The sequence below is a fragment of the Streptomyces sp. NPDC104313 genome (assembly GCF_055583985.1).
Genome location: NZ_JBVJMW010000005.1, coordinates 162,262 through 177,823 on the forward strand (window position 1 = coordinate 162,262; position 15,562 = coordinate 177,823).

The 15,562-nt window shown below is 73.3% G+C and carries 16 protein-coding genes; 1 reads left to right on the plus strand and 15 read right to left on the minus strand.

Annotated elements, in window-relative coordinates:
* Positions 1–43: 43 nt before the first annotated feature.
* The 11 genes from ACZ60Q_RS14235 to ACZ60Q_RS14285 all read right to left on the minus strand — a co-directional run bounded on the left by ACZ60Q_RS14235 (position 44) and on the right by ACZ60Q_RS14285 (position 9,871).
* On the minus strand, positions 44–1,021 hold the full coding sequence (locus ACZ60Q_RS14235; RefSeq protein ID WP_469633139.1) for a terpene synthase family protein: 978 nt from the start codon (positions 1,019–1,021) through the stop codon (positions 44–46).
* A 26-nt stretch (positions 1,022–1,047) separates the two neighbouring features.
* Positions 1,048–1,197 carry a hypothetical protein gene (locus tag ACZ60Q_RS14240; protein WP_469633141.1) on the minus strand — a complete coding sequence of 50 codons (150 nt, stop codon included), beginning with the start codon at positions 1,195–1,197 and terminating at the stop codon, positions 1,048–1,050.
* A gap of 400 nt (positions 1,198–1,597) precedes the next feature.
* Complete coding sequence (locus tag ACZ60Q_RS14245) at positions 1,598–2,464, minus strand: NADase-type glycan-binding domain-containing protein (RefSeq protein WP_469633143.1); 867 nt, start codon at positions 2,462–2,464, stop codon at positions 1,598–1,600.
* 547 nt (positions 2,465–3,011) lie between these two features.
* A complete protein-coding gene (locus ACZ60Q_RS14250) occupies positions 3,012–3,587 on the minus strand; it encodes a phage tail protein I (protein ID WP_469633145.1) in 576 nt (191 codons plus the stop codon).
* Positions 3,584–5,545 (minus strand): putative baseplate assembly protein, encoded by a 1,962-nt coding sequence (locus ACZ60Q_RS14255; protein ID WP_469633148.1) that lies wholly within the window; start codon positions 5,543–5,545, stop codon positions 3,584–3,586. The genes ACZ60Q_RS14250 and ACZ60Q_RS14255 overlap by 4 nt, the downstream gene beginning before the upstream one ends.
* Positions 5,545–5,994, minus strand: a complete 450-nt coding sequence (locus ACZ60Q_RS14260) for a GPW/gp25 family protein (protein WP_215107181.1) — start codon at positions 5,992–5,994, stop codon at positions 5,545–5,547. The genes ACZ60Q_RS14255 and ACZ60Q_RS14260 overlap by 1 nt, the downstream gene beginning before the upstream one ends.
* The gene (locus ACZ60Q_RS14265) at positions 5,991–6,308 is read right to left on the minus strand and encodes a PAAR domain-containing protein (protein WP_469633150.1); all 318 of its coding nucleotides are present in this window, start codon (positions 6,306–6,308) and stop codon (positions 5,991–5,993) included. Before ACZ60Q_RS14265 ends, ACZ60Q_RS14260 begins: the two co-directional genes overlap by 4 nt.
* Before the next feature lie 105 nt (positions 6,309–6,413).
* A complete protein-coding gene (locus tag ACZ60Q_RS14270) occupies positions 6,414–8,195 on the minus strand; it encodes a VgrG-related protein (protein ID WP_469633152.1) in 1,782 nt (593 codons plus the stop codon).
* Complete coding sequence (locus ACZ60Q_RS14275) at positions 8,192–8,914, minus strand: CIS tube protein (RefSeq protein ID WP_469633155.1); 723 nt, start codon at positions 8,912–8,914, stop codon at positions 8,192–8,194. The genes ACZ60Q_RS14270 and ACZ60Q_RS14275 overlap by 4 nt, the downstream gene beginning before the upstream one ends.
* A 49-nt stretch (positions 8,915–8,963) precedes the next feature.
* A complete protein-coding gene (locus ACZ60Q_RS14280) occupies positions 8,964–9,389 on the minus strand; it encodes a phage tail protein (RefSeq protein WP_469633158.1) in 426 nt (141 codons plus the stop codon).
* 68 nt (positions 9,390–9,457) lie between these two features.
* Positions 9,458–9,871, minus strand: a complete 414-nt coding sequence (locus ACZ60Q_RS14285; protein WP_469633160.1) for a hypothetical protein — start codon at positions 9,869–9,871, stop codon at positions 9,458–9,460.
* Positions 9,872–11,102: 1,231 nt separating this feature from the next.
* Here ACZ60Q_RS14285 and ACZ60Q_RS14290 point away from each other — a divergent pair.
* Positions 11,103–11,279: a hypothetical protein gene (locus ACZ60Q_RS14290; protein ID WP_469633163.1), complete on the plus strand. Its 177-nt coding sequence runs from the start codon at positions 11,103–11,105 to the stop codon at positions 11,277–11,279.
* Between the two features lie 1,218 nt (positions 11,280–12,497).
* Here ACZ60Q_RS14290 and ACZ60Q_RS14295 read toward each other — a convergent pair.
* The 4 genes from ACZ60Q_RS14295 to ACZ60Q_RS14310 all read right to left on the minus strand — a co-directional run bounded on the left by ACZ60Q_RS14295 (position 12,498) and on the right by ACZ60Q_RS14310 (position 15,185).
* Positions 12,498–12,656, minus strand: a complete 159-nt coding sequence (locus tag ACZ60Q_RS14295; protein ID WP_003966147.1) for a DUF6760 family protein — start codon at positions 12,654–12,656, stop codon at positions 12,498–12,500.
* A complete protein-coding gene (locus tag ACZ60Q_RS14300) occupies positions 12,653–13,153 on the minus strand; it encodes a hypothetical protein (protein WP_469633166.1) in 501 nt (166 codons plus the stop codon). The genes ACZ60Q_RS14295 and ACZ60Q_RS14300 overlap by 4 nt, the downstream gene beginning before the upstream one ends.
* Positions 13,150–13,590 carry a phage tail protein gene (locus ACZ60Q_RS14305; protein WP_366387576.1) on the minus strand — a complete coding sequence of 147 codons (441 nt, stop codon included), beginning with the start codon at positions 13,588–13,590 and terminating at the stop codon, positions 13,150–13,152. The genes ACZ60Q_RS14300 and ACZ60Q_RS14305 overlap by 4 nt, the downstream gene beginning before the upstream one ends.
* A gap of 62 nt (positions 13,591–13,652) precedes the next feature.
* Entirely contained in the window at positions 13,653–15,185 is a 1,533-nt protein-coding gene (locus ACZ60Q_RS14310) for a phage tail sheath family protein (protein WP_469633169.1), read from the minus strand.
* Between the last annotated feature and the right edge of the window lie 377 nt (positions 15,186–15,562).

Genomic DNA, 15,562 nt, shown 5'->3' on the forward strand with positions numbered 1-15,562 from the left:
GGGCCCCGTGCCACGCGGAGCGGTCGTCGTCCGGGCGGAGGGTTCAGGCGGCGAAGTACTGGGACAGCGAGTCCCGTTCGTCCGGCTCGACCAGATCCGGGCGGGTGTAGCGCTCGGCGCGCGCGTGGTAGTCGAAGTCGCCCCGTACGAGTCCCCGGTAGTCCTGGACGCAGCGCTCCAGGGCCGCCCGGGTCGGGCCGCCGATGCCCGCCGCCTCGATTTCCTCGATCAGTTCCTTTTCCGCCCGCTGCACCCGCTCGGCTATCCGGGCCAGTTGGATACCGGCCTCGTCGACCGCTTCCTGGAGGGTGGATCGCCGGTCGCGCTGAATCAGCCGTACGGCGTTGTGCTCGTACCCGAGAGCGGCTTCCTTCTCGAAGGAGCAGATGTCGTTGCAGAGGCCGGAATGATCGGTGACCGCGTTCCGCAGGGCGATATAGGCGGGCAGACTCCGGGCGGAATCCGGGAGGTCGATTCCGGCGGTGATCTCGTGCAGGCAGAGAAAGGGCTGCATGGCGACCGAATCCCGCCGGTGCTTGGCGAATTCGGCCCGGCTCGGCACCTGTCCGGCGGCCCGCTCGACGGTCTCGGCGTAGTAGGTCCACAGCCAGGCGGCGATATCCCGCCGGAACTGCCGGTTCCACTGCGGCGACCGCCCGCGGCAGGTGCGGTCCCGCAGCCCGGCGAGCGCCCGCTCCATGGGCCCGTTCGGCGCGGCCCCGTCGAAGACGTCCACCAGGCGGGTGATCGCGTTCTCGCACATCAGCGGATCGCGTCCGGCCGGGCCGTCGTCGAACTCGTCGTCCACGAGGAAGGCCCAGAAGAGCCATTGACAGAAGAGGTCGAGATGATCCTGCGTGGCCTGCGGGAAGATGAGGGATATCCATAGTTCCGGGCGGGTCCGGATCATCTTCTTCCGGGCCGGTGCGGACAGATCGAGACCTTCGGATCCGGCCCATTCCCAGGCGGCCTTACGGGTTTCGGCCAGGCCCGGATGGCACCCGACACTCTCGAACGGCATGTGAAACAGCGGTAACGTGATCTGGCTCATTGCTGCCCCTCGTCGAATGGATACGGATGGGCGACGCACGCCGCGCGTTCCCGATGATCGCGCATGGTCGCGCACTCGTCGGAGGGCAGCCGCAGGGCATCCGCGAGTCCTGGCCAAGGGATGACCGTACGAGGTGGGCCGGTCATCGCTGTCCTCTCTCCTCCACCGGGGCCGTGGCTCCGGAGCGCGGTCGGCGAGTCGGCGAGGGCGGTCGCGTCACCATGCGTGAGCCTCAGTCAACCCCGAGTGGAGGGCGGGGGGAAGCCATAGGTGACCGAAATTGTTCCATCGGCTGGAACTGCTGAGCGGCTATGGGTAGTTGAGGGAAGTCTGGGGCTGAACGTCATGCTGGGACGTCTGCGTCGGCCGGTCACCCCGACCGGGACGGGGCGCGGCCCCGGCGAACCCGGCCCCGGCGAATCCGGCCCCGGCGAATCCGGCCCCGACGGCCGACGCCGACGGGACGGCCGGCGGTTCGTGCCGGAGCGCTGAACCGGGCGGCGGCCCCCGCCGGGAGCGCCGGACGGGTGCGGCGGGGGCCTTCCGTCAGGTGCGCTTGAAGAACTCGACCTCGCCGACCGCGATCGGCCGGCCCTCGCCCTGGCCGGTCGCCTCCCGCAGCACCAAGCGGACGGAGACGACGTCGCTGATGCCCGTCCGTACCGTCTGCTTGCCGGGCTTGTCGTTCAAGGTCACGGTCTTCTTGTGCACCTTGTCGTCCTTCGTGGTGACGATCAGCTCCGCCCGGGTCGGCCGCGCGCCCCGCCGGAACTCCTGCGGCTCCTTCGACACACCGGTGTACACCACGACGCCGACCAGCCGGAACGGCGTCTTGAACGAGGAGGTCAGCGACGCGCCGAGCGCGGGAGCGCCCCAGTACCTGTCCGTCAGGCCGTCGATCGCCGAGCTCGCCGGGTGACCGGGAGCCGAGGCGCTGGCGGTCACCCCGGTGGGGCTGATCTCCGCCGTGCCGCCGAGCTTGTCCCGGACGTCCTCGAAGACATAGCGCCCGAACGGGAGGAGCAGGAACCCCGCGACCAGCAGCCCGGCCACGACCAGGACCAGGAGCGTCCGCCGCAGCGCCCGGCCCGAACCCCCGCGCACCCGGCGGCGGAACGGCCACACGGTGCGCCACCACGACAGGGCGGCGGGCTGTTCCCGGACCCGGAGCGGAGCGGCGCACCGTCGGCAGAACTGGCGCCCGGGCAGGTTCGGCGTGCCGCAGGCCGGGCAGGGCGGACCGTCCGGCGTCTCGTCCGCCTCCACCGGCCGCACGACGGGCCGCCGGGCCGCGGGCTTGGCCGGCCGCACCGCCCCGATCGGTTCGACCTCCTCGTCCGCCAGGGACGCACTCCCGGACGCCGCTGCGGACGCCGGGATTCCGGGGCGTACGGGAGCGGGAGCGGGCCGCACCGGAGGTAGCGGCGGCGGCGCCGGTACGGGACTCGCCGGAGGCGCGGTGGGCCCCGGCGGTACGGGAGCGGCAGCGGGGGGCTTCGCCGGCGCGGGAGCGGCCCGGGGCGGTATCGGCGGCTGCTCGGGGCGCGCGGGGGCGGGCCGAGCGGGTGGCTCGGGGCGTTCCGGGGACGCGGGACCGGGGCGCGGTGGCCGCTGCTCCGGGGCGTCGGGTGCGGGCCGCGCCGGTGGGACGGACGGCTCCGAAGGTGAAGGTGAAGGTGAAGGGACGGAGGCAGGCGCGGGTGCCGGTGCGGGCGGACCCGGGTCCGCTGCGGGGGGCGTCGGCGGCCCGGTCGGCTCCGGCTTCGCCACCGGCGCCTCTGCTTTCACCGCCGCCGGCTCGGGCTCCGGTTCGGGCTGCGGATCGGGCTCCGGTTCCGGAGCCGCCGCTCGCGTCGGCCGCGCGGGCTGGGAGGACCAGCCCAGGTAGCCGCCGCAGTTGCCGCAGAAGTCGTCACTCCCGCCGTTGGCCGTACCGCATGCCGGGCACGAACGCATCACGTCAGTTTCCTGTCTGTTCGGGCTCTCCGGGCGGGCCCGGCAGGACCTCCACCCGGCAGGTGAGGTGGACGGGGCACGAGGCGGCGGCGACGTCCAGGACGCGGCGGGGGTCCACCGCGACGCCCTCGCGTACCGGCCAGACCCGGACGAGCAGTTCACCGGTCGGCGGCGGCGGGAGAGCCGCGCCGGGCTCGGCCGACCAGGTGGCGCCCCCGCCGTCCCGGACGTCCGCGTGCACACCGCAGCAGAGCCGCAGCCGTTCGATGAGACCCCGCCGCGTGCCACGCCACCGGTGCAGCTCCACAGCGCGCGCGACGACCGCCCGGCGCAGCTCGACCGGCCACGCCGGATCGGCCTCGACGCCCACCCACGACGCCAGCCAGGGCAGGAAGTCGGCCGGGGCCAGTGACGGGTCGAAGTAGGCGGGCAGGTTGTCCAGGGTGGACAGGACCGGGGCCAGCACCGTGTCCAGGCCCGCCGTGAACCGCTGGGCCAGGTCGTCGTCCGCGTACAGGGCGGGCAGCAGTTCGCCGATCGGGTACCGGCTGGGCAGCCCGGGAACCGCGGCCCGCGTCATACGCCCTCACCGGCCGCGTTCGCGGTGACCACCACCTGGTGCTGGTGCGAGAAGACCAGGGCTCCCGGAGCCACGTCGACACGGTCCACCGCCGCCCCGCGCCGCCCGGTGATCGGGTCCGCCGGGAACAACCGGACGTCCTCCACCAGGCCGGCCCCCTCCACGCTCTGGAGCACGGCGAAGACCTCCCCGTACTGCACGGGCCTGCCGAACGGCCATCCCCGGCCGTCCGCCCCGCCCCGCAGGGGGTCGATGTGCCGGAACAGCGCCTCCAGCGCCTCCGCCCGGACCCGGTCCACATCGCCGGGCGCGGCCACCAGCCGGGCGACGACGGTGACGCCCTGGTAGGCGGGCGGTTCCACGACCAGCCGGGTGCCGACCAGCCGCCGTTCGTCGAGCCGCTCGGTGACCGCCGCGAGCACCGGGTCGGAGGGGATCAGCTGCTCGAACCGCAGCCGGCCGTCCTCGTCGGCGACCGCGTCGGGCACCACCAGCACCCGTACCGCACCGGCCTCGCCCGCCACGGCCGGCAGGCACCGGACCCGGCGCAGCGACGGCGCGGCCTCCCGGGCGATGACCTCGTAGTCCTCGGCCGTCACCGCCCGCTCCTGCACCCGCAGGATGTTGGGCGCGCGCACCTTCGCGTTCTCCACACTCTCCCCGTCGACCCCGCCGGTCGCCGCTTCACGGTTGTTCACTCCCGCGACGTACGGCACCGAACTGCGCAGTACGGAGATGGCGCCCCGGGCGACGTTGCCCGCCGCGCCGCCGCCCGTCCGGTAGCGCGGAACGCGGAGCTGGGCGCCCTTCTCCGGCACCGCTCCGTACGCGCGCATCGTGCCGTCCGGCTCCCGCACCTCCGGCGGGAACGCGAACTCCCCGGCGACGGCGTCGATCCGCACGTGCCGGTCGCCGGGCCGGGACGCGCCGAAGTGCTCGACCGGGGTCCACACCTGCCAGCCCTCGTCCGTCGACACCTGGACGACCGGCGGCTCCCCGTCCAGCAGCAACGGTGCCCGGCTCACCGAGAACCGCTGCCCGGCGACGCCCTCGGACGTCCCGAGGGGCACGTCGAGGACGGTCTCCGCATGCTCCGCGGCCGCCGTGCCGCCGACCGTGAACACCTCGGCCTCGCGGATCGTCGGCGACTCCGAGTAGAACGGCTGGCCCGGCTCCGGAGCGGTGACCCGGCAGCGCAGCCATCCCGCCCGGGTCCCCGCCACGACGGACGCGGTGTGCCCGGCGGGGACGAACACGACGACCTCGCCGGGCCTGTTCAGCCCGCCGGTGCTGTCGGTGCCGGTCGCACACGTCACCCAGCGGGCTCCGTCCCACGCCTCCCACACCAGCGGCGGCTGACGCGGGTCGACGCCCACGCCCTCCACCCGGCTGTCGAGGCGGACGGCGACAATGCACCGGGGCACGGCTGTGGGCAGCCCGAACAGCAGGGCGTCGCCGGGCTCCGGCCGGGCCTGGAAGCACGGGATGTCCTTGCCCGCGCCGAGCGGTCCGGTCCGGTCCGTCTGCTCGCCCGACACCGGGGCGGTGACCAGCCGGACCAGCGAACTCGGCACGATCGGCAGGTCCTCGGAGGTGGAGAACACCACCGGCTCCTCGGCCTCCCCGCGCGCGGTGGCGACCTCGGTGCCCGCGAGGAGGTGCACGGTCTCCGGCTGCGGCGCGGACAGCCAGAAGTCGATCTCGGCCCGCGCCACGGCCGGCGGGAACAGGGTGACGCCCAGCAGGTCGAGGAAGGCCGCGTAGTTCTTGTCCGGCACCCGGTTCAGCCGGTACAGCAACTGGTCGACCAGGTAGGCGAACGTCTCGATCAGCGTGACCCCGGGGTCCGACACGTTGTGGTCGGTCCACTCGGGGGAGCGCTGCTGGACGTACCGCTTGGCCTCGTCGACGAGTTGCTGGAAACGTCGGTCGTCCAGATTGGGCGAAGGCAGGGCCATCAGCGCACTCCCGCTTCCCGAGCGGTCCCGGACGAGCCCTCGGAAGAGCCCTCCGACGACGGGATCGTGTAGAAGGGAAAGACGAGGTTGCGCAGGTCGTTGGTGGCCCGCACGGTGTAGTGCACGTCGATGTAGAGCGTGCCCTCCTCGATGGCGTCGAACGCGATCACCACGTCCGTCACCTCGATGCGCGGCTCCCACCGCTCCAGCGAGGTGCGGACCTCCTGCGCGATCCGTCCGGCCGTCGCCCCGTCGCCGGGCGCGAACACGTAGTCGTGGATGCCGCAGCCGAACTCCGGTCGCATCGGCCGCTCGCCCGGCGCGGTGCCGAGGATCAGGCCGATCGCCTCCTCGATCTCGCGGTCCCGCTCGACCAGCGCGATCCCGCCGGTAGGCCCGACCCGCAGGGGGAAGCCCCAGCCGCGCCCGATGAATCCGCCGCCGCTCACATCGGGCCCCCGATCAGGACGTTCAGCGCACCGCTGATGATGGGCGCCCCGCAGCTGGTCCTGTCCCGCATCCGGGCGGCGGGCAGCCCGCCGATCAGCACCTGGCCGGTGAGCGCGGCGGCCGGGTCGGGCATGATCACGTTGCCCGGCCCGAGCGCCGCGTGCGGAGGGACGACGCAGACGTGGAGGCTCCCGGTGACGGCCGCGGGCCGGCCGCCGATGAACACGGTGGCCACGGCCACCGCACCCGGGGGCGGGGTGCCGATGAGACCGCCATGGGCGGTGCTGTCGCCCGTGCGGGCTGCGGGGGGCATGGCCGGGGTTCTCCTAGAGGTGAAAGGGACTTCGGGGAAATCGGGCGTCATGGGCGGGCGGGTGTACGGGCGGACCGAGGGGCGGTCGGGTGGTCGGTCGGGCGGTCAGTTGATCCTGATGAGCTTGGCCTTGAGGACCGCGAGCAGCCCGCCGTCGACCGTGACCCCCGTCCTGCCGTTGACGGTCACCGAGCGGCCCTTGATGTTCACGTCGCCCGTGGCCCCCGCGTCGAGCGTGATGCCCGACGCGGACAGCGTCACCGAGCTGAGTTCCCGGGTGCCGCCGCGGGCCTTCACCGTCAGTGTGATCTCGCCCTTCTTCTCGTCGAGCATCACGTCGAGCCGCTTGTCACCGCTGGCGATACGGACCCCGGACGGGCCGCGCGGGGCGTCGAGCAGCTCCAGTCGGTTGCCCGAACGTGACACCAGGGAGCGGCGGTTGACCTTCCCGCTCGTCGGGTCGACCAGCGGGACGTCGTGCGGCGAGGGCTTGTCCACCCCGTTGTAGAGACCGCCGAGCACGTACGGACTGTCCAGCAGTCCCTGCTCGAACCCGACCAGCACCTCGTCGTTGACCTCGGGGCTGAACACCCCGCCGCCGCCCTGGCCACCCCACTGCACCGTACGGACCCAGTCGGTGACGTACATGTCGTCGAGCCACGGGAACTTCAGCCGTACCCAGCCGCGCTGGCCCCTGCCCTCCTCACGGATGTCGGTCACCACCCCGATCGCCAGGCCCGGCATGCGCGGGCCGCGCGCGGGGGCGTTGCCGCCGGAGGCCAGCCCCGAGAGCGACCGGTCCGGCGAGGCACTCACGATCACCGTCGTGCGGTAGCCGGTGTCCGGTTCGAGGACGTGGTGCGCGGCGGTTGCGGTGTAGCGGCCGGAGAAGGCGGGTCCCACGTTGCCGAGGGCCACCGGCATGCCCGCTCGCAGCTGCGGGTTCCCGTAGGCGACCGCCTCGACCTCCCCGAAGCCGGCGCTGACCGAGGCGGCGAGCGCACCGGCCACGGCACGGGTCTCCGCCTGGGTGCGGTACGGGGTGTCGGCGATCGTCGTCCGGGAGCCCGACCCGAACATCTTGGCCGCCGTCGACGGGCTCATCCCCGGGGTGACGGTGTCGCTGCGTACGGACTGCTGCCGGGCCACCAGCCGGGTCTTGGTCTCGACGTTCCAGCCGCGCACCTCGACGCTGTCCGCCCCGTCGGCGCCGGTCAGCACCGCACGCAGGGCCAGCAGGTTGTTCCCGTACTCCAGGACCATCGGGTCGCGCGTGGCGGAGGTCGTGGGCGAGGGGGCCGAGGAGGCGGGGTCCGGCTTGGTGAACTGGAGCCGGCCCTTGTCGTCCACCCGCACGGTGGCCCCGCTCTCGGCCGCGAGGTGCTGGAGGAACTCCCAGTCCGACACGTTCGGCTGGGTCACCTGCTTGTACGTGATGGGCGCGGCCTCGATCCGCCCGCAGGCCAGACCCGCGCCGGCGGCGACCTTGCGGACGATGTCCGCCGTCTTCATGTTCCGGTACGCCATGACCTTCCGGCCGCGCTGGAGGCGGTGCGCCTTGGAGAACGCCCGCACCACGGTGAACGATCCGGTGGTGTCGGTGTCCAGCTCGACCGCGGTGACCTCCCCGGTGAACAGCCGCTCGCGCGCCCGGTCCTGCACGGTGACCACCGAGATCTTCAGCGGGGTGCCCATGCCGATGCCGGTCTTGGCGAGGAAGGTGTGGTCGGGATCCCGGTACATCAGAACGGCGGTGTCCGGCAGGCCCACGTTCTCGTCGACGACGCAGCTCACCAACTGGGTGGCCCAGGCGGCGGGCAGCTCGGCGGGCGCCTCGACGATCGGGTCGGCGGCGAAGGAGCGGCCGGGGGACTCCTTGCCGCTCATCGGGTCTCCTCCGCCAGGTGGTCTTCCCGTCCGGGCACGAGGAGTTCCCTGCCGGGGGTCAACTGCATGGGGTCGTCGATGTCGTTGGCGTGTGCGATGGTCCGCCAGGCGGTGGCGTCGCCGTACTCCCGCCAGGCCAGCAGCGGCAGGCTGTCCCCGGCCACCACCCGGTGGGTGCGCCGCGCCTCCTTCGCACCCGAGGTGGGGTTCTGGCCGGCCGGGCCGACGCTCGCCTCCTCGATCGACAGGGAGCAGGTGGCGCGCAGCGGCTTCCCGTCGACGTCGAACAGGGTGTAGGAGACCGAGAGGTTGGAGAGCACCCCGTCGAACGAGGTCGTCTTGGACGTCCCCCAGTCGAAGCGCACCCAGGGGCTGGCGGGCGTCTTGCGGGCCAGGCTCGTGGGCGTGGGGACACACGCGGTCATCAACTGCTCCACCGCCTTCTCCACGGAGTTGTCGTGCGTGGCGGTGGCGTCCAGGAAGACCTCCAGCGACAGGGCCCGGGGCCCGCTGCCGACGAACTCGGGCAGCGCGGACTGCCCGGCCATCCGGGACGGAGTGCGCCGCCACTCGGTGCTCTTGCTCAGCGACAGCCTCGCGGGGTTGAACTGCAACGTGAGGCGGGCGAGCGTCCCGCCGGGCTTGGCGCCGACGGCCGACGGCGGTTCCATGATGGTCAGCTGGGCGCGAGCGCGGCTCGCGCGGAGAGCGGGTGACATTGCGTTCCTCCTTCCTTCGTCCTGGTCCTGTCGGATGCGCTGCCGCCGGTCAGGAGGGCTCCAGCCCCTCGTGTGCGATCTCCAGCGTCTCGATCGCCGCCTGGGAGTTGGCCGGATCGAAGGAGGGCCCCTGCCAGCGCACCGGCACGATGCCGTGCACCTGCCAGCTGATGATCGGGCTGAGGTCGGGGCGTAGCGCCACGATCTCGCCGTCCTTGGGCTCGACCCGCTGGATCGTCTCGTTCAGCCAGCGTGCGATCTTGAGGGTGTCGGCGGTCACCGGGCGGGTCAGCGTGATGTTCGTCCAGGTGATCCGCCCCGGCAGCTGCCAGGTGAATCCGTTGTTGCCGCCCTCGGCGTACGTCTCCATCTCCACCTCGGCGCCCAGGCCGGAGCAGGTGTGGAACGCGCCCAGGTCGCTGCCGCCGATCGCGAGCTTGAAGAACACGCTCGTCGCGAAGATGTTGTCCGTCATGCGTCTCTCGTCTTCTCTGCTGTCTCTCGTACGGGGCGTGCGGGGGTGGGCCGGGGCGTGACGTGCCGTCAGCGGCGGCCGTCGTGCAGCCGCCCGCTGCGTTCCCGGCCCCGGCGGAGATCGGCGCGGATGAGCCGGCTCACCGGGTCGAGGAGCCGGCGGGCCAGTTCCTCGATCTCCGTTCCGCTCAGCCGGTTCGCCGCAGGGGCGTCGGAAGCGTCGTCGGAACCGGTGGCCGCCCCCGTCGTCCCGGCGGCGGGCCTGGGCGGGGCGGCCTGCACGGGAACCCCGGTGATCCCGGCGTTCGCCGCCGCACGCCGGACCGCCTGTGCCCTGCTCTCCGGGTGGCCCGCTCCGGCGGTCCGCACGGGCGCGCGGGGCGGCACCCGTACGGAGAGGGCAGGCGATACGCCGGCGGCGGAGCCGCCCGCGGGGGCAGGGCCGGCGGCCGGTGGACCGGCGCCGTCGGGTGCCACCGGCATGGCCTGCCGCTGCACCGGTACGGCGGCTTCCGGACGCGCCGCCGCGGGCGGATGCGGCCGGACGACGGGAACGGGGCGCGTGGCGGGGGCGTGGGGCGCTGCGGATGCCGGAGGCGTCGACGCGGCTGACGGCATCCCCGGCCGGGAGGGCAGGGCGTGCGGGAGCGGTGCGGCGCGCTGAACAACAGGGACAGGGCCGGGGGCGGGGGCAGGGCCGGGGGTGGGGCGAGAGGCAGTGGCAGAGGCAGTGGCCTGGCCCGAGGACGGGGCGGCGTGCCGTGCGGAAACCTGTTGCGGAGTCCGGCGGGCCGCAGGCCCGGAAGGCTGACGCGGGGTGGGCGTGCCGGGCGGTGTGGGCGAGGGCGTTGTGGCCCGCTCGGATCGTCGTACGAGTCGCTGAAGTACGCCACGGGCGGACGGACCGCGCCCGGCGGGGGCAGCCGTGGTCCCCGGCGCGCGACCCGGTTCGCTCCCGCCGCCCCGGGCGGTGGGTCCGGCGCTTGGGCGCGCGGCACCCGGGGCCGGGTCAGTGAAGGCGGTGCCGCCCCGGGGCGCGGGCGGCGCGGTCGCCGAGCGCTGGACCAGGGTCCCCGGAGCCGTACCGGAGGACGCCGGCTGCTGGGGGCCGGCGCCGGGCCCGCCACCGGTCCGCCCGTCGGCAGGGTCCGGTGACGGAGTACCGGTGCCCGGCTGCCGCACGTCGCGCCGCCAGGTCGCCGCCACGACCGGGCGCGCGGTGCTGCCGCCCGCCGCCGTCCTCACAGGCGCCGAAAACCCCTCGGCGGAACCGGTGTTCACCGTCAGGTCGCGGCCGGAGAGCAGCGTCCGTGACCGCTGGACCGTGGGTGATGTCGTCGGACCGCCGGGGCTCTGGGCCGTACGGCCCCGAGCGATCGGCCGGACGCGTACGGGCGTCGGGGAAGCGGCGGAGGCCGGACCTGTCCGGGTACGGGCGGGGTCCGCCGCGCGCTGGACGGCCGCGCTTCCGGGCGACGGAACGGGGGGCCCCGAGGGCACTACGGGTACGGCGGTGGGTACGGCCGGCGGGACGGGGACCGACCGCACCGGCATCGCGGAGGGCGCGCCCGGTGGTATCGGAGCGTGGGCCGGAACAGCGGGCCCGGAACCCTGGGGCCGACCCGGATCCGGCCGCGGCCCGGTGGGCGCGCGGTCACCGAGCAGAGGCGCGTCGCCGCCGAGCCTGGCCGTAGGCGGCAGCGAGGGAAGCGGCGTGCCGATCCCGCCCCGCGCCCGGGCCCGCGCGCCGCCGGTGGTGTCGGCCCGCGGTGCCGGCCGCACCGAAGGGGAGGGCCCCGAGGGCGCCGACGAACCGGACGGCTGGGCGCCCTGGGGCGACCGGGGTGACTGGGGTGTACGGGACCGGGTCTCCGGCGACGACGGCTGGTAGTGACGTGCAGGTGCGGGCGCCGCTGCCTTTGTCGAGCCGGTCGAGCCGGTCGAGCCGGTCGAGCCGGTCGAGCGGGGCGCGGGTGTGGCGGGAGTCGTGGCCGGAGGACTCGACGGGCTCGGCGGGTCCGATGCCTGGCGTTGGAGCACCGGCATCTCCGCCGCCGGGTGGGCCGTCGCGGGCGCGGACGGAACGACGCCCGCCGGTCCTTCGGCACCGGCCGGCCTGGCTCCGGCGGGCAACTCGCGCAGAGGTTTGCCCAGGGCCGGGCGGACCACATCGGCGGCGGGCCGGCCGGAGACACGGTCGGGGGACGGGGCGTCGCCCTCCGGAACCGTACGGTCCGGACCGCTCCGCCGCTCGGACACCGCCCGCTGGACGTCGGGGGCCGCAGCCGGTGCGGTCGGCGCGGCCGATGAGGAGGGAACGGAGGATGCGGAGGGACCGGAGGAGGCGGAAGAGACGGTGGGCGTGCGGGGCACGAGCCCGGCGATCTGCCGCAGCGGCATCGCCGGCCGCCGGGCGACGATCAGCGGCGGGGCGATCCGCCGCGGACGTACGGCGGCGGGAGTGCGCGCACCGGAGGACGCGGACGGCCGTGGCGGGGCGGTGGTGTTGGAGGGGGCCGGGGTACGCGCCGCGCCCGACCGCTGGACCTTCGGCGATCCAGGGCTCGGCTTCCCCGTCCCCGTACCGTCGTTCGTCCTGCTGCCCTTGCCCGACGCCCGGTTCACCGAGGCGGGCGGCAGGTTGGTCGGGGGAGCGGTGGGCTCGTCGGCGTCCGGGGGACGGACCGCGCGCAGCAGCAGCGGTCCGCCGGGGGAGGCGGTCCGTGCGCGGCCCGGTCGGGCGACGCCGTGGATGAGGCCGACCGGGGCCGACGGCAGCACGGAGTGGCCGAGTTCGCCGCCGAGGGCCGGGTTCTGCCAGGAGGCCAGCCGCGACCGGAACCGCAGCCCGTCGCTCACGCCGATCGAGGACCGGGCAACGGTCACCGACGGCGGGGCCACCCGTCGCCAGCCACCGTCCCAGTCACCGCCGGAAGCAGCCGGGGAACCAGAAGCCGCCGAGGAACCGGAAGCCGAAGCGGCTGCGGGGCCGGAGTCCGGGCCGGGAGTGGGTACGGCGGACACCTCGGCGTGCCCGCCGCCCTCTCGCGAGGGTGTGCCGGAGCGCTGCCGGTCCGCCCGGCGCAGCCAGTCCCCGAGCCCCACACGATCACCCGCCTTCGTTGACGCGGGTGTTGATCCGCGCTATCTCCCGCACCCACTGCTGACGCTCGCCGTGGGTGAGGTCGAGAATGTCCTCACGCTGCCAATGGAAGTGGTAGGCGACGTACGCGATCTCCTCCCGCAGCCGGGGAAGCGCGTACGTCACGATTCCCCCAGGCGCCCACCCGAGAGGTCCACCTCGAACGACCCGTGGCACAGCGGGCAGGTCACCGCGGCATGCGTGTGGCCCTCGCTGTTGATCCGGCGGTAGAAGTCCTGGAGGAACGCCACGTCGGTCGCGTACATCCGCTCGACGATTCCGACGTGTACATCGGTGACCGCGCCGAGCTGGGTGATCACCTGGCTCAGCAGCACCACGGACAGGTACGCCGGGTTCTCCTTCACCCGCAGATCGATCTGCGGGCGGAGCTCGTCCCGGGCCGTCGCGAGCCGCATGGTGCCGCTGCGGTGCACCTGGCCCTCGTCGTCGACGTAGCCGCGCGGCAGCTCGAAGGTGAACTCCGTCTGCAACGTCTCCCGTTCCCGTTCCCGGGGGCGGGCGGGAGCGGGCGTGGCGGCCTCCTCGCGTGCGGCGGGCGCCGTGGCGAGGCGGTCCAGGACCTCTTCGAGGCCGCTGCCCGGCGTAACGGTCCGGCGCCTCATTCGACCACGATCTCCTCGAAGGTGATGGTCACCGTCTCGGTCGCGGCGCTGGACTCGCCGGCCTTGAGGGAGGGGCCCTCCCACTTGGAGGCCCAGCCCTGCATCAGCTGGATGCGGCGGACGGTCGCACCGGTCGAGTCCTTGATCTCGATCGTGAGGTTCTGCCGCGCGGTGTCGACGGCCCCGTTGTTGAGGGTCTCCTTGATCCAGGTGGTGAACTCGCTGCTCTGGTCGAGCCCGCGGGTGATCGTCACCTCGCCGGCCTGTCGGGCGCCCGGCTGCTTGCGGATGATCTGCTTGCCCTCGGCGGTCACCTGACGGACCTCGACGACTTCTTCCTCGACGGTCAGGCCGCTGATCTCCTGGATGGACTCCACGAGATAGCCGCCGAGCTGTACGCCGAATACGTGGGTGGAAAGAGCGTCGCCCTCTGCCATGACTCTGTGTCACCTGTTCCGATCGATGGTGAAAGTGAAGGGGTGGGGGAGGACCGCGAGGGTCACTCGTCGACGAGGCTGGTGCTGTCGGAGAACTGCGAGAGACGGAAGATCACGAACTCCGCGGGCTTCACCGGGGCCACGCCGATCTCGCAGACGACCTGACCGAGATCGATCGACTCCTGCGGGTTGTTGCTCCGGTCGCACCGGACGTAGAACGCCTCCTCGGCCGTGCGGCCGAACAGCGCACCGCGTCGCCACTCCTCGGTGAGGAAGGCGGTGACGTTGCGCCGGATGCTCGACCAGAGACGGTCGTCGTTCGGCTCGAACACCACCCACTGGGTGCCCAGGAGGATGGACTCCTCCAGGTAGTTGAAGAGGCGGCGCACGTTGAGGTAGCGCCAGGCCGGGTCGGACGAGAGGGTGCGCGCGCCCCAGATGCGGATGCCGCGGCCCGGGAAGGCGCGTACGCAGTTCACGCCGATCGGGTTGAGGAGGTCCTGCTCGCCCTTGCTGAGGCGGATCTCCAGGTCCACCGCGCCCCGGATGACCTCGTTGGCGGGGGCCTTGTGGACGCCGCGCTCGCTGTCGCTGCGCGCCCAGACGCCGGCCACGTGACCGCTCGGCGGGACCAGGGAGTTGCGTCCGCTCGCCGGGTCGAAGACCTTGACCCACGGGTAGTAGAGAGCCGCGTAGCGCGAGTCGTAGCCGGCGTCCTCGTTGCGCCAGGTGCGCACACGCTGGGCGTTCATGCCCGGCGGGGTGTCGAGGACGGCGACCCGGTCGCCCATCTGCTCGCAGTGCGAGATGACCGCCAGCTGCACGGTCTTGACGCCCTCGGCGTCGATGTCGCCGCGCTGGTAGGCGCTCATCAGGTCCGGGACGGCGACCATCGTGATCTCGTCGATCGCTTCCAGGCCGGAGAACCCGGTACGCGCGGAGGCATCGCCCACGTACTCCGAGGCGTCGAGCCGTGCCACACCGGAGCCGGGGGCGCCCGCGGCGGCGGGGGCGAGGGCGACGGTCTGCTTCTCGGGGCGGCTCTGCGCCGCGCCGGGCTGCTCGGTGACCTGGACCAGCTTGGAGTCGCGGGCCTGGGTGACCAGGTAGCCCTTGACGTTCTTGCGGGTGGAGACGTCGTACGTCTCGGCCACCTTGCCGGCCTGGCGGACCAGCAGCCGGAAACGGTCCTCCGGGGAGTTCTCGCCCTCGGCGTCGGTGATCTCCACGGAGAGGTCCGCGCCCGTGCCGGGCTTTGCGGAGACGAGGAACCCGCCGAGCGCGACGGGAGCGGGGGCCTGGGCGACCGCGGCCTGCGCCGTGCCCTCCGCGGGGCCGCCGATGCGCACGATGTAGGCCGCGCCGCCGCCGTTGGCGAAGAAGCCGTAGACGGCGTGCGCCAGATAGGTGCCGGCGGTGAAGGCGCCGAACGTCTGCACGTACTGGTCCCAGTTGGTCACCAGCGTCGGCTGATGGAAGGGGCCCGTCCCGGCGAAGCCGACGAAGGCTGCGACCGCGGTGCCGACACCTTCGATGGGCCGTGCTCCGGACTGCACCTCCTCCACGTAAACACCGGGGGTGAGGTACGACGGCATGCTCGCTCCTTCTGGACGGTCACTCGATCACTGTCCAGTCTTGACCGTCCGGCCGGGCGGGGAGTAGGCCCCGGAGTCCTGGACGCGGGGCAATGAGGCTGCCTTTACGGGCCCCCGTACGCCGGGTAACGCTGCCCTTGGCGGGCCGGACGGAACGGCCGCCGTATTCACGGAGCCGGCACGCATTCCGTGGGCGACATGAAGAGAACGGGCGACACATGAAGAGAACGGGCGACACATGAAGAGAACGGGCGACATGAAGAGAGCGAGAACAACGTGCTACGAAACGGACCGATGCCGTGGCTCCCGCAGGAGGATGGGGGGAAGGGCGAACGCCGCGCCAGGGACTTGATGTGTTTGGTATCTCTTTTTTCCCG

Excerpts from the sequence above, each read along its gene's own strand:
- ACZ60Q_RS14265 (WP_469633150.1), bottom strand. The coding sequence starts at position 6,308 with ATGCCCCCCGCAGCCCGCACGGGCGACAGCACCGCCCATGGCGGTCTC.
- ACZ60Q_RS14310 (WP_469633169.1), bottom strand. The coding sequence starts at position 15,185 with ATGCCGTCGTACCTCACCCCCGGTGTTTACGTGGAGGAGGTGCAGTCC.
- ACZ60Q_RS14305 (WP_366387576.1), bottom strand. The coding sequence starts at position 13,590 with ATGGCAGAGGGCGACGCTCTTTCCACCCACGTATTCGGCGTACAGCTC.
- ACZ60Q_RS14250 (WP_469633145.1), bottom strand. The coding sequence starts at position 3,587 with ATGACGCGGGCCGCGGTTCCCGGGCTGCCCAGCCGGTACCCGATCGGC.
- ACZ60Q_RS14275 (WP_469633155.1), bottom strand. The coding sequence starts at position 8,914 with ATGTCACCCGCTCTCCGCGCGAGCCGCGCTCGCGCCCAGCTGACCATC.
- ACZ60Q_RS14270 (WP_469633152.1), bottom strand. The coding sequence starts at position 8,195 with ATGAGCGGCAAGGAGTCCCCCGGCCGCTCCTTCGCCGCCGACCCGATC.
- ACZ60Q_RS14235 (WP_469633139.1), bottom strand. The coding sequence starts at position 1,021 with ATGCCGTTCGAGAGTGTCGGGTGCCATCCGGGCCTGGCCGAAACCCGT.
- ACZ60Q_RS14285 (WP_469633160.1), bottom strand. The coding sequence starts at position 9,871 with ATGCCGGTGGCACCCGACGGCGCCGGTCCACCGGCCGCCGGCCCTGCC.
- ACZ60Q_RS14300 (WP_469633166.1), bottom strand. The coding sequence starts at position 13,153 with ATGAGGCGCCGGACCGTTACGCCGGGCAGCGGCCTCGAAGAGGTCCTG.
- ACZ60Q_RS14240 (WP_469633141.1), bottom strand. The coding sequence starts at position 1,197 with ATGACCGGCCCACCTCGTACGGTCATCCCTTGGCCAGGACTCGCGGAT.
- ACZ60Q_RS14280 (WP_469633158.1), bottom strand. The coding sequence starts at position 9,389 with ATGACGGACAACATCTTCGCGACGAGCGTGTTCTTCAAGCTCGCGATC.
- ACZ60Q_RS14255 (WP_469633148.1), bottom strand. The coding sequence starts at position 5,545 with ATGGCCCTGCCTTCGCCCAATCTGGACGACCGACGTTTCCAGCAACTC.